9 protein-coding genes and 1 riboswitch are annotated in these 12,833 nt (G+C 70.5%); of the genes, 5 read left to right on the forward strand and 4 right to left on the reverse strand.

Features of this window, described 5'->3' with window-relative positions:
• Window positions 1-142: 142 nt before the first annotated feature.
• Window positions 143-598, reverse strand: a complete 456-nt coding sequence (locus ACFVUT_RS34100; RefSeq protein WP_389659145.1) for a hypothetical protein — start codon at window positions 596-598, stop codon at window positions 143-145.
• 133 nt (window positions 599-731) lie between these two features.
• On the opposite strand from ACFVUT_RS34100, the gene ACFVUT_RS34105 reads away from it, so the two are divergent.
• Window positions 732-2,267, forward strand: coding sequence for an SWIM zinc finger family protein (locus ACFVUT_RS34105; protein ID WP_389659148.1), 1,536 nt, complete (start codon window positions 732-734; stop codon window positions 2,265-2,267).
• A 29-nt stretch (window positions 2,268-2,296) separates the two neighbouring features.
• Entirely contained in the window at window positions 2,297-3,907 is a 1,611-nt protein-coding gene (locus tag ACFVUT_RS34110; RefSeq protein WP_389659151.1) for a DUF5691 domain-containing protein, read from the forward strand.
• A gap of 381 nt (window positions 3,908-4,288) precedes the next feature.
• Here the strand turns inward: ACFVUT_RS34110 and ACFVUT_RS34115 are convergent, their stop codons facing one another.
• Entirely contained in the window at window positions 4,289-4,702 is a 414-nt protein-coding gene (locus tag ACFVUT_RS34115; protein ID WP_389659154.1) for a cobalamin B12-binding domain-containing protein, read from the reverse strand.
• 435 nt (window positions 4,703-5,137) lie between these two features.
• Between ACFVUT_RS34115 and ACFVUT_RS34120 the strand changes: the two genes are divergently transcribed.
• A complete protein-coding gene (locus tag ACFVUT_RS34120; protein WP_389659157.1) occupies window positions 5,138-6,130 on the forward strand; it encodes an esterase/lipase family protein in 993 nt (330 codons plus the stop codon).
• Here the strand turns inward: ACFVUT_RS34120 and ACFVUT_RS34125 are convergent.
• Entirely contained in the window at window positions 6,121-6,618 is a 498-nt protein-coding gene (locus ACFVUT_RS34125) for an HIT family protein (protein WP_389659160.1), read from the reverse strand. The genes ACFVUT_RS34120 and ACFVUT_RS34125 overlap by 10 nt on opposite strands.
• Window positions 6,619-6,925: 307 nt before the next feature.
• Here ACFVUT_RS34125 and ACFVUT_RS34130 point away from each other — a divergent pair, with 307 nt between their 5' ends.
• Window positions 6,926-8,584: a M23 family metallopeptidase gene (locus ACFVUT_RS34130; protein WP_389659163.1), complete on the forward strand. Its 1,659-nt coding sequence runs from the start codon at window positions 6,926-6,928 to the stop codon at window positions 8,582-8,584.
• A 178-nt stretch (window positions 8,585-8,762) separates the two neighbouring features.
• On the opposite strand, the gene pcrA is transcribed toward ACFVUT_RS34130, so the two are convergent.
• Window positions 8,763-11,207, reverse strand: a complete 2,445-nt coding sequence (pcrA, locus tag ACFVUT_RS34135) for a DNA helicase PcrA (protein ID WP_389659165.1) — start codon at window positions 11,205-11,207, stop codon at window positions 8,763-8,765.
• A 257-nt stretch (window positions 11,208-11,464) separates the two neighbouring features.
• Window positions 11,465-11,630: riboswitch (cyclic di-AMP (ydaO/yuaA leader) on the forward strand.
• On the opposite strand from pcrA, the gene ACFVUT_RS34140 reads away from it, so the two are divergent.
• Complete coding sequence (locus ACFVUT_RS34140; protein WP_389659168.1) at window positions 11,629-12,774, forward strand: NlpC/P60 family protein; 1,146 nt, start codon at window positions 11,629-11,631, stop codon at window positions 12,772-12,774. It overlaps the preceding riboswitch by 2 nt.
• The last annotated feature ends 59 nt before the right edge of the window (window positions 12,775-12,833 follow it).

Genomic DNA, 12,833 nt, shown 5'->3' on the forward strand with positions numbered 1-12,833 from the left:
GTTCCCACCGTGCACCATGCCACTGACAATCGGCCCGGCCGCAGTCAGATCCGCAGGTCAGGTCCCCAGATCGGGGCCGCAGACCAGGGCCGCAGACCAGGGCCGCAGACCAGGGCCGATCCACCGGCTGTGGGCGGAGAGTTCAGCCGGCCACCGGCGAGACCGCGACGCACCCGCCCGCGGTGATGAGCCCTTCGCCCTCGGCCTTCTTGATGACCTTGCCCTCGTGCGTGATCGAGCAGGCGACATCCGCCCGGTCCTCGTCCAGGACGACCGGCATGACAGCGGGCGGCATGATTCCGCGCAGCGTGACGGTCTTCCGCCACGGCAACGTCGGGGACGTGACCGTCTCGGTCTCCGGGTCCATGGCCTTGCCCCCGCCCGCGTGGAACTGGATCTCGTCGACGTTCGTGCCCGTGACCTCGTAGGTGACTTCGTACGTCTCGTCCACGGCCTTGTCCACCTGCTCGACGGTCTCCGAGCAGGCACCCAGGACGGCCGCGAGACCGAGAACGAGTGCTGCGGAGACGACAGTCCGGACGAGGCGGGTGTCACGGATGTTGTGGGTGTTGTGGGTGTTGTGGATGGTGTGATTCATCGGTCGGTCCCCCCAGATCCAAAGGTCGCTGCCTGGCAGCGAATCGCAAGGAGAAAGTCAGGTCAAGAGGCTTGCTCGACAGCGAAAGAGCAGGTCAGGGCGATTGTCAGTGGTGCGTTCTACCGTCGTTCCCATGCTGCTATCTCACGGGGGAGAATCCTCGCGGACCGCCGACCCGGCGGTGCGTTGGACGGTGGAGCAGGTCCTGGCCCTGGCTCCTGACGAGGCATCACGCAAGGCGGGGAGCAAGCTCGGTTCAGCCGGTTCGTGGTCGAGCGGCGGGTGTGACGGGGCGGGCGGGGTGTGGGGGCTGTGCAAGGGAAGCGGAAGCAAGCCGTATCAGACGGTGGTCGACACCACCGGTCCCGCGTACACATGCAGTTGTCCCAGCAGGAAGTTCCCGTGCAAGCACGCGCTGGGTCTGTTGCTGGTCTGGGCGTCCGGCGAATCGGCCGTGTCCGCCGGCGAGGTGCCGGACTGGGCCGGTGAGTGGCTGACGGGCCGTCGCAGACGCGCGGCGGACAAGGGGGAGAAGAGCGGCGCGGCGGGCGGCGTCCCGGCGGCGGGCCCGGCCGACCCGGAGGCGGCCCGGCGGCGCGCGGAGCGCCGGGCCGAGCGGATCACCGGCGGTGCGCAGGAACTGGAGCAGCGGCTGGCGGATCTGTTGCGCGGTGGTCTGGCGGTGGCCGATCAGTCGGGCTACGGGCTGTGGGAGGAGACGGCGGCTCGCATGGTCGACGCCCAGGCTCCCGGACTGGCCGCGCGGGTGAGGGAGTTGGGCTCCATCCCGGCGTCCGGGCCGGGCTGGCCGGTGCGGCTGCTGGAGGAATGTGCGCTGCTGCATCTGCTGGACAGGGCCTGGCTGGGGATCGACCGGTTGCCGGACCCGCTGGCCGCCACGGTCCGTACGCGCGTGGGGCTGACCGCCCCCGCCGAGGGCCCACCGGTCCGCGACCACTGGCTGGTCCTCGCCCAGTACGACTCGCCGGACGGCAAGATCGTCACACGGCGTATCTGGCTGTACGGGAGGGGTTCGGGCCGCACAGCGCTGCTGCTCTCCTTCGGGGCCGCCGGGCGCTCCCCCGGGCTGGCGCTGCCGGTCGGCGTCACGATCGACGCCGAGATCACTCCCCACCCGGGCGCCGGACAACTGCGGGCGGAGCTGGGGGAACGGTTCGGTGTCCCGTCACCGGCCGGTACACCACCACCGGGCAGTACGACCGCCGCCGCGCTCGGCGCGTACGGGGACGCCCTGCGGGACGACCCCTGGCTGGACACCTGGCCGGTGACCCTGCGCGACGTCATACCCGTGCCGTCCGGAAAAGGCTGGCAGCTCGTCGACGCGGACGGCGATACGGCTCTGCCCGTCGCCCCGTCCGCACTGTCCCGGCCGGGGCTGTGGAAGCTCGTCGCTCTCTCGGGCGGCTCCCCGGTCACGGTCTTCGGCGAATGCGGCCACCGCGGGTTCGACCCACTCGCGGCCTGGGCCACCGACACGGAGACAGCCACCGGCGCCGAAGCAGGCTCCGGTACTGGCGGAGTCGAAGCCCGTTCGGGCGCCGGCGGAGTCGATGCCGACGGCTTCGACATCGGCGGCATCGGCATCGGCATCGGCGGCTTCGGCATCGGCGGCTTCGATACGACGACCGAGACCGTGCTGCTCGTCTGACGCCGCATCCGAGATTCGGAGGGGGACCAATGCCTCGCACCACCACACCCACACCCGCACCCACACCCACACCCTGGGAACAACTCGTCACCTCGGCGCTTCTCGGCACCGACCGGCGCCCGGCCGAGGGAGGCGGCGGACCGGGCGCGCTGCTGGACGCGGCGGCGCTCCACACCGTGCGGTGCCGAGCGGGACTGCTGCCCGCCTCCGCTGCCGCCCGGCCGGAGCCCGCTCCCGTCGACCGTCGGCCCGCGCTGCCCCCGGCAGCGCGGCGCAGGCTCGCCCAACTGCTCGCGGACCGAGCGGCACCGGGCGGCTCGGGCGGCAGGCGGGGGACGGCCCCCGACCTCACGGAGCTGATCCCGCAGTGGCTGGCCACCGCCAACCAGCAGGGCTACCGGGCCCCGGCCGCGCTGCTCCCTCCGCTGCTGGACGCCGCCAGATCCCGTACGGATCTGCGACCGCAGGCCCTGGCCTTCGCCGGACCCCGCGGGCTGTGGCTGGCCGGGCTGAACCCCGAGTGGAAGTTCGCGCTGCGCGGCTCGTCCGGCGGCTCGTCGCTGCCCGACGTCACCGAACCGGAAGCGGTCGCCCGGCTGTGGGAGGAGGGCCTGTTCGCCGAACGCGTCGCCCTGCTCGGCGCCGTACGCGCGCACGATCCCTCCGAGGCACTCACCCTGCTCGCCACCACATGGACCACCGAGCGCGCCGAGGACCGGCTGATGTTCCTCGACTCCCTGCGCACGGGCCTGTCCGGAACCGACGAGAGCTTCCTGGAGCAGGCGCTCTCCGACCGCAGTCGCAATGTCCGCTCGACAGCCGCCGAACTGCTGTCCGCGCTGCCCGAGTCGGCGTTCGCCGAACGGATGGCGGCCCGCGCGTTGTCCTGTGTGAGCCCGGACCTCTCGGGCGACGTGGCCACCGTCGCCGTGGAGGCCCCGCACGAATGCGATGCGTCGATGGAGCGTGACGGCGTGGTGGCGGCGCCGCCGACAGGACGGGGTGAACGATCCTGGTGGCTGGGCCAGTTGGTGGAGGCGGCCCCGCTCGCCACCTGGCCGGTACGGTTCGGCGGGCGCGGCGCGCAGGAGATCGTCGGCCTGCCGGTGGCCGACGGCTGGGCCGAGGAACTGCACGCGGCATGGTGCCGGGCGGCGGTGCGGCAGCGGGATCCTCAGTGGGCCCGCGCACTGCTGGGCGCCCCGGCCGTCCCACCCTCGAACGGCCCGGGTACGGCGTCGCTCGCCGAACGGTCGAAGCTCCTCGCCGTACTTCCCGCAGCCGAACGGGCCGCGTGGGTGGCCGGCTTCATCGCGGCGCACGGGCTGTCGGAGGCCTTTCAGCTGCTGGGAGTCTGCCCGACGCCCTGGGCCGAACCGCTCGGCCGCTCAGTCGTCGATGCCCTGGACATCGCCCGGGACGCGGGCAGCTACCCCTGGAGCTTCAGCGGCGTCATGGGCCTCGCCGAGCGCTGCCTGAACCCGGCCGAGGCGGACCGCCTGGAGGTCCTCACCACCACGCCGGACGAACCGGAGAACGCCTCACCGGGCGCGAACGGCTACTGGTCGGAGGCATTCCAGCGACTGGTTTCCACGCTGCGGCTGCGTGCCGCGATGGACGCGGAGCTGACGCGAAGCTGAAAGGGGGCCCAGGAGAACCGCACGGTGGGAACCCGAAAGGAGGCCATGGGCGCAAGCGGCCCTCGGCCCCACCGTGCCGATCGCGTCCCGTGCCGACCCGCCCACGCAGTCCGGCACACGCAGTCCGCCCCGCGCAGACGCCCTCCCGGCGGCGGCCTGGTGGTGGCCCGGCCCAGGCCGGTCTCGCGACAGCCAGCCCGGCGCAGACCGATTCCCACCGTCTCGCGGCAGCCGACAGCTGGCCGCCGCGCTGCGACGCCCCATGCCCCGACACCCGACGCGTCGGCGCACCGCCGCCCTGCGGGCAGGCGAGGCCGTCCGCCTCCCGCGATGCGAGGGAAGGTAAGCGGGAGAGGGAGGGAGGGAGAGGGAAGGAAGGGGTCAGGCTTCCGCGGGGTGGCGGACGTTCGCGTTGACCCAGGCGACGATCGACGCCGTTGTCGCACCCGGAGTGAAGATCTCCGCGACGCCCTGGTCCTTCAGCGGTGCGATGTCCGCCTCCGGGATGATCCCGCCGCCGAAGACCTTGATGTCCTCCGCATCGCGCTCCTTCAGCAGCTCGATCACCTTGGCGAAGAGCGTGTTGTGCGCACCGGAGAGGATCGAGAGGCCGATCGCGTCGGCGTCCTCCTGGATCGCGGTGTCCACGATCTGCTCGGGCGTCTGGTGGAGGCCGGTGTAGATGACCTCCATACCGGCGTCGCGGAGCGCCCGTGCGATCACCTTGGCCCCGCGATCATGGCCGTCCAGGCCCGGCTTGGCCACCACCACACGGATCGGACCGGTCACACCCATCACTGCCTCCACATGCGTCTCCCGTGCCTGAAGGGCCGGGGATGTGAACGAACGTTATCGACAGCATCCCGCACCCCGCCGTTTCGCGGTGGACGGGGAGGGGGAAATCACACGTGGGACATGTTCACCGAGCGCCGATCCCACGTTGACGCAGCACTCCTGCCGCGCGGGACCGGCCGCCAGGGGAGCCGCGACAAAGGTCGCCGTACCACCGTGCCGCCAGCCGCGCGGCACGGTGGTACGGGCTGCCGGGCCCCTGCGACATCGGGCGCGTCGGCCGGTCTCCGCCGGTCACCACCCGTGAGCACGGCCTGCGATCGGTGTCGCACCCCGGCCGGACGGCCGGGCGAGTCGCTCGTACCTCCGCAACGGCGCCCCATGAGGGCATACCGGGACCGGAGCCGCCTCCCCGCCTGCCGAAGCAGGAGGTCGGCCATGAACGCCGTGCGTTTCCTTCGCCCCTTGCGACGCGGGCCGTGCCTGTGCCGCACGCGCCTGTCATCCGCGCTACTCAAAGCCACCGCGCTCGAACTGGTGGTACTGGCCGGGCATGTGCTCCTCTACCCCACAGGGATCACCGGGATCACCGGGATCACCGGGATCACCGGGGAACGACGGCCCACCCCTCGCCCGGCCGCATCGACCACCGCTTCCCGCACCGTTCGCCGCACCGCGTCGCCCACCTCCACCAGCCCGGCCGGCACGTCCGCCTCCGCCGATGAGGGCGATGAGCGGCTGCCCGTCGTGTTCCTGCACGGCTTCATCGACAACCGTTCGGTCTTCGTCCTCCTCCGCCGCTCCCTCGCCCGACACGGCCGGCACCATCTTGAGTCGCTCAACTACTCGCCGCTGACCTGCGACATCCGCACGGCGGCGGAACTGCTCGGGCGACACGTCGAGGAGATCTGCGCGCGCACCGGCCACCATGAGGTCGACATCGTCGGACACAGTCTCGGCGGCCTGATCGCCCGTTACTACGTACAGCGGCTGGGTGGTGACCAGCAGGTCCGCACACTGGTCACCCTCGGCACACCGCACGGGGGCACGGCCGTCGCCCCTCCGGCGAACGCGCACCCCATCGTGCGCCAGATGCGCAGGGGCTCCGCGCCGATCGAGGAACTACGCAGGCCGGCGCCCGGCTGCCGCACCCGGTTCGTGAGCTTCTGGAGCGACCTGGACCGGGTGATCGTCCCGGCCGAGGCGGCCTGCATCGACCATCCGGATCTCGACGCGCTGAACGTACGCGTCAGCGGCATCGGCCATCTCGCACTCCCGGTGCACCCGGTCGTCGCCGCCGCAGTCCGGCAGGCGCTGGACTCCCCCACATCGATGGCCGAAGAGGCGAAAGCCTCAGGCACAGCGGAAAACTCAGGAACCACGGGAACCACGGGAACCAGTTGGCCATCAGACGTCAGCCGTCAGTCCTGAGAAAGCGCCGTGCGCAAGCGTTCCCCCAGGGCAACAGCCTCCTCGTCCGTGAAGGACAGCACACCGTTCTCCGCCATCAAGGCGTGGAACTGCTGGTGCCGGTACGGGGTTCCCGCAGGGAGACCGGCGATATGCCAATGAAGATGTGCGTTCCCCTGCTGACTCCCGAGGGACAGCAGATACGTGCGCTCGGGCTTCACCACCGTCTCCATCGCCAGTGCCACCTTCCGGACCACCGACATCAGCCGCAGGAAGGCAAGCTCGTCCAGATCGCGAACAGCGTGCTCGATGTGCGCCTTCGGGGCCACGAGCACCTTCCCCGGCACTGTCGGATACCGGTCGAGGAAGGCGACGTGCTGATCGTCCTCGTACACCGTGACATGCGCCGCGCCCGGGGCACCCGCCACGAACGCACACACAAAGCACGAGCCGTTGCGCACCCGGGCCTCGTAGGCACCGAGGTCATGGGACTGCTGCTCCGGTGACACGCGCTCTCCCCTCTGCCGGTGCGGCCCCTGCGACGGCACACACGCACAACGCCGAGCGCGGGGCCTCGGGCTCAACCCCGCCGTCCGTTCCGACGCCGTATGAATAGAACGCATTTCGAACATAGAGCCAAGGCTGTGTGGACGGGCCGCCGAAAGACGGCCGATTGCCCGTTTCCTGAGCCGTCCGAGCCTGCCGAAGATTGTCGACGTCACGTACCGCCGGGTACAGTCGCGCCACTGCTTCCCCCTGGGATTCACCACCCGATCCCAGACCACAGGTCCTGCTGCCGAGGCGAGAGAGAAGTTGGTGAACGACCAGCACCCCCACGCCGGGTACGCCGGATACGACAGCCAAGCCACCGGAAGCTTCGACAGCGACCCGCTCTTCGGCTCGCTCCCCGGCAGCTACGACGGCACGTACGCCAGCGGCTACGACACCGGCCAGTCCGGGTACAGCGGTCAGTACGACGCCACGCAGTGGGACACGGGCGCACACACCACCACCTCGTACGACGCCTACGCCGCGTACCCGGCGGAGCCCCAGCAGCAGTACGCCACGGGCCCGACCTACGACACCACGGCCACCTGGACCCCCAGCGCCGACTACGGCACGGCAACGACCACGGACGCCACCGGCACCTTCGCCGACATTCCGGCACAGGGTGGCACGGACGCCACGGGCCAGTGGGACACCAACGGCTGGTACCAGACCGGCCAGTGGGCGCCGACCGGTACGACCACGTACGACAGCGGTGCGTACGACGCCACCGCCTGGAACACCGGCGCCACGCCCGAACACGAGCAGCAGGCCGCACAAACCGCTTACGCCGCACAGACGTTGCACGAGGCACCGGCGGCAGATGAGGCGTTCGAGGCACAAGAGGTGTACGGGGCGCACGAGGCGCACCAGCCGTACGCGCCCTATGGCGATCAGGCCTCCTACGATCCGTACGAGCCCCAGCCCACCTCCGAGTTCAGCCTGCCGGAGCCGGATTCGGAGACCGCCCAGGACTTCGGCGCCGCCGGACACATCGATCACATCGATCACATCGATCACATCGATGACGGTCACGGCGATGACGGACATGGTGATGACGGTCACGGCGGCGACAGGCACAGCGACGGGCACGAGGCCGCAGCCGACCTGTCCGACGACCGAACGGCCGACACCGTGCCCGGTGCCCGGCGTTCGGTCAGCCGGCCCGCCACCCGCAGCGGCGGCGGCCGTAGTCGGCGGCGTTCGCCCGCGAAGCGTTCCGCGCTCCTCACCGTCGCCGTTCCTTCCGCCTGTGTGATGAGCGTGGCCGGAATCGCCGCGGCCTCCGTCAGCGGACTGGGCGGCGAGGACACGAAGGACGACAGCACCACGGTGGCCGCCGCCGATCCCGGTTCCGTCAAACCGGTCGCCGCCAACAACAAGCTGGACACCCAGCTCGCCAACCTCAGCGCCGACGCGGAGAACTTCGCCGACCGCGCCAGCCGTACCCAGGAGCGCATCGACCTGAGGGAGCGGCAGGCAGCGGAGAAGAAGAAGCGGGAGGAAGAGGCCGCCCGCAAGGAGGCGCTGCGCCCCAAATTCGTCGTGCCGGTCGCGCAGCACGGCCTCAGCGCGTACTTCGGCCAGGCGGGTGTCAACTGGATGTCCGTGCACACGGGCATCGACTTCCCCGTCTCGTACGGAACACCCGTGATGGCCGCGACCGACGGCACCGTACGCACCCAGTGGAACAGCGCCTACGGGAACATGGCCATCGTCACCATGGCCGACGGGACCGAGACCTGGTACTGCCACCTCAGCAGCACCAAGATCCGCTCGGGTCCGGTCAAGGCCGGCGACGTCATCGCGTACTCCGGCAACTCCGGCAACTCGACCGGCCCGCACATGCACTTCGAGGTACGGCCCGGTGGCGGCGCGGCAATAGATCCGCTTCCCTGGCTCCGCAGCCACGGCGTCGACCCGACCTGAGCCACCCCGGCCGATCGGCTGCCCAGTCCTCGGCCGCCCGGTCTGGACCAGTCCACCGAACGCCTACCGGCTACCGGCTACCGGCTACCGGCTACCGGCTACCGGCTACCGGCCGACGCCTACTCGCCACCGTCGGGCGACAGGCCTACCGCCTTGTCGCCCGTCCCACCCGCGTCACCTACAGCTTCTCGACCGGCGCGTACCGCAGCAGCAGCTTCTTCGGACGCTCGTCCCCGAAGTCGACTGTCGCCTTCGCCTGGTCGCCGACGCCCTCGACCGCCGTCACCGTGCCGAGCCCGAACTGGTCGTGTGTGACGCGGTCTCCGACGGCCAGCGTGATCGTCGGCTTGTCCGAGGTCCGCCGGGTCGCGAAGCCCGAGGGGCCGGAGCGCGCACGCGACGAGGACAGCGACGAGGTGATCCCCGACGTCGGTCCGGCCGGGGCCGCCATCGGCCCGGTCCGCTTCCACTCCAGGTGCTGGTCCGGGATCTCCTCCAGGAACCGCGAGGGCGGGTTGTACGAAGGCTGGCCCCACGCGCTGCGCATCGCCGCACGGGTCAGGTAGAGGCGCTCGCGGGCCCGGGTGATGCCCACGTACGCGAGCCGCCGCTCCTCCTCCAGCTCCTTGACCTGGCCGAGCGCCCGCATGTGTGGGAAGACGCCGTCCTCCATGCCGGTCAGGAAGACCACCGGGAATTCGAGCCCCTTCGCGGTGTGCAGCGTCATCAGCGTGATGACGCCGGAGCCGTCCTCGTCCTCGTCGGGGATCTGGTCGGAGTCGGCGACGAGGGCGACCTTCTCCAGGAACTCGGCGAGCGTGCCCGCCCCCTCCTCGCCGGCCTCACCCCGCTCCTGCTCGAATTCGAGGGCGACGGCCGCGAGTTCCTGAAGGTTCTCGATGCGGGTCTCGTCCTGCGGGTCGGTGGACGCCTGGAGTTCGGCGAGGTAGCCCGTGCGCTCCATTACGGCCTCCAGGACCACGGCCGGGCCCGCACCGGACTCGACGATCGTGCCCAGCTCCTCCATCAGCGTGTTGAACCGTTTGACGGCGTTGGCCGACCGGGCCGCCATGCCGTACGCCTCGTCGACCCGGCGCAGCGCCTGCGGGAAGGTGATCTTCTCGCGCAGGGACAGCGCGTCGATCATCGCCTCGGCGCGGTCGCCGATGCCGCGCTTGGGCACATTGAGGATGCGGCGCAGCGGGACGCTGTCCTCGGGGTTGGCGAGGACCCGGAGGTAGGCCAGGACGTCCCGGACCTCCTTGCGCTCGTAGAAGCGCACGCCGCCGACGACCTTGTAGGGCAGGCCGACGCGGATGAAGATCTCTTCGAAGACACGGGACTGCGCGTTCGTCCGGTAGAAGATCGCGACGTCGCCCGCCTTGGCGTCACCGGCGTCGGTCAGCCGGTCGATCTCGTCGGCGACGAACTGTGCCTCGTCGTGCTCGGTGTCGGCGACGTAGCCGGTGATCCGGGCGCCCGTGCCGGCGTTCGTCCAGAGGTTCTTGGGGCGGCGGCTCTCGTTGCGCTCGATGACCGCGTTGGCGGCGGACAGGATCGTCTGCGTGGAGCGGTAGTTCTGCTCCAGGAGGATCGTGGTCGCGTTCGGGTAGTCCTCCTCGAACTGGAGGATGTTGCGGATGGTCGCGCCTCGGAAGGCGTAGATCGACTGGTCCGCGTCACCGACGACGCACAGCTCGGCGGGGGCGTCGCCCTCGCCGGCCGGGCCGACCAGTTCGCGTACGAGGGTGTACTGGGCGTGGTTGGTGTCCTGGTACTCGTCGACCAGGACGTGCCGGAAGCGGCGGCGGTAGTGCTCGGCGACGTCGGGGAACGCCTGGAGCAGGTGGACCGTCGTCATGATGATGTCGTCGAAGTCGAGTGCGTTGGCCTCGCGCAGCCGGGACTGGTACATCGCGTAGGCCTGGGCGAGGGTCTTCTCGAAACCGTCGGCAGCCTGGCCGGCGAAGGTCTCCTCGTCGATCAGCTCGTTCTTCAGGTTGGAGACCTTGGCCGTGAAGGACTTCGGCGGGAAGCGCTTGGGGTCGAGGTCGAGATCGCGGCAGACCAGGGCCATCAGCCGCTTGGAGTCGGCGGCGTCGTAGATGGAGAACGACGAGGTGAAGCCGAGCTTCTTCGACTCACGGCGCAGGATGCGTACGCACGCGCTGTGGAAGGTCATGACCCACATGGCGTTGGCCCGCGGTCCGACGAGCTGTTCGACGCGCTCCTTCATCTCGCCCGCGGCCTTGTTGGTGAAGGTGATCGCCAGGATCTGGCCGGGGTGCACTCCGCGCTCGGCGAGGAGGTGGGCGATCCGGTGGGTCAGCACCCGGGTCTTGCCGGAGCCCGCCCCGGCGACGATGAGCAGCGGGGAGCCCGCGTGCACCACGGCGGCGCGCTGCTCGGTGTTCAGCCCGTCGAGCAGCGCCGCGGCGTCGATCACTGGGCGGTGCGCGCCGTCGCGGTAGTACGCGTCCCTGGGCGGTGGGGGCCCGTCGAACACGCCCGCGAAGAGGTCCTCCGGCACCTCTTCGGGTGCGGAGTCCTCGGGGGGCGGCGGGGGCCCTTCCTCCGTGTGCTGGAGGCCGGCCAGGAAGCTGTCGTCAAAGAGGCTGCTCATCGCTTGTCGAGTCTAGGCCGCCGCACCGACACGCGAGGGCCGCATGGCGAACCGCACCCCGCAGACGGGCACGCAAAGAGAGCGGATCTCCACACCGGGTGAGGGATTCCGGGCTGCCGTCCGCCCTGGCCGCCCCACCGCACCCAGGTCACGAAAATGTATCGGGCATATCGAACATCGACCTTCACAGCGGCCCCACGGGTTGGCTAGCGTGCTCGACCGGGTGGTCCGTACCCCCTGAGGCGAACCACGCCGAGCGGACACCCGCGCCGAATCCGGGCTGCCCTCAGAGGAGTTCGGAACCGGGGACCCATACGCAGCACCGGGGTGAATCGGTCCATGTCCCCCACTCGGACCGTAGGGCAGCCTTCCGTTCCGCCCGAACCCGACAGCTAACCCGGTAGGCGCGCCACGGAAGGAGATGCCGGCCTTGGCGTCGCATCGCAAACCGCGCACCCGCGTGCGCACCACCACACCGGCTGTCGGCCTCACGACGGCCGCACTGGCGACCGTGACCCTGCTCTCCACGCAGAGCGCCACAGCCGCCCCCGCTCCGAAGCCCAGCGTCGAGGACGTCCAGAAGAAGGTCGACGACCTCTACCGGCAGGCGGGCACCGCGACCCAGCAGTACAACCGGGCGAAGGAAGCCTCCGCCACCCAGCGCGCCAAGGTCGACGGCCTGCTGGAGGAGGTGGCGAAGCGCGCCGACAAGCTCAACGAGGCCCGCAGGACGCTCGGCGCCTACGCCGCCGCCCAGTACCGCACCGGCTCCATCGCGCCGACCGCCACCTTCTTCCTGGCCGACGACCCGCAGTCGTACTTCGACCAGAAGCAGCTGATGAACCGGATGACCGATCAGCAGCAGAAGGCGGTCTCGGACTTCCGTACGGAGCAGGTCGAGACGTCGAAGAAGCGCGCCGAGGCGGTACGGAGCCTGGAGACGCTGACCACGGCGCAGAGCACGCTGCGCACCAGCAAGGAGAACGTCCAGCAGAAGCTGGGCGAGGCGCGCACGCTGCTGTCGAAGCTCACCGCCGAGGAGAAGGCACGGCTCGCGGCGCTGGAGCGCAAGAAGGAGGAGGAGGCCAAGCGCAAGGCGGCGGAGCTCGCCAAGCAGCAGGCCGCCGCCAAGGCCGAGGCGGAGCGCAAGGCGGCGGAGGCCGCGAAGGAGGCGGGCTCCGGCAGCGGCACCGGAACCGGTGCGGACAGCAGCGCCACCACCAAGGCGGAGAAGGCCCTCGCCTTCGCCGCGGCCCAGATCGGCAAGCCGTACGTATGGGGTGCGACGGGCCCGTCCTCGTACGACTGCTCCGGGCTCACCCAGGCGGCATGGAAGGCCGCCGGCGTCGACATCCCGCGCACCACCTGGGACCAGGTGGAGATAGGTACCCGGATCGCGACGGCCGATCTCCAGCCGGGCGACCTCGTCTTCTTCTACGACGACATCAGCCACGTCGGCATCTACAAGGGTGACGGGATGATGATCCACGCACCGAAGCCGGGGGCGAATGTGCGCGAGGAGTCGATCTACTACATGCCGATCTACGGCAGCGTGCGCCCGGCGTAGCACGCGGAGCACCTCTGCCCTTGTCCTTCTACGGACCTCGGGGCGATCCCTGTCCGGGC

The organism is Streptomyces sp. NPDC058051 (genome assembly GCF_042885475.1).
Lineage (GTDB): Bacteria > Actinomycetota > Actinomycetes > Streptomycetales > Streptomycetaceae > Streptomyces.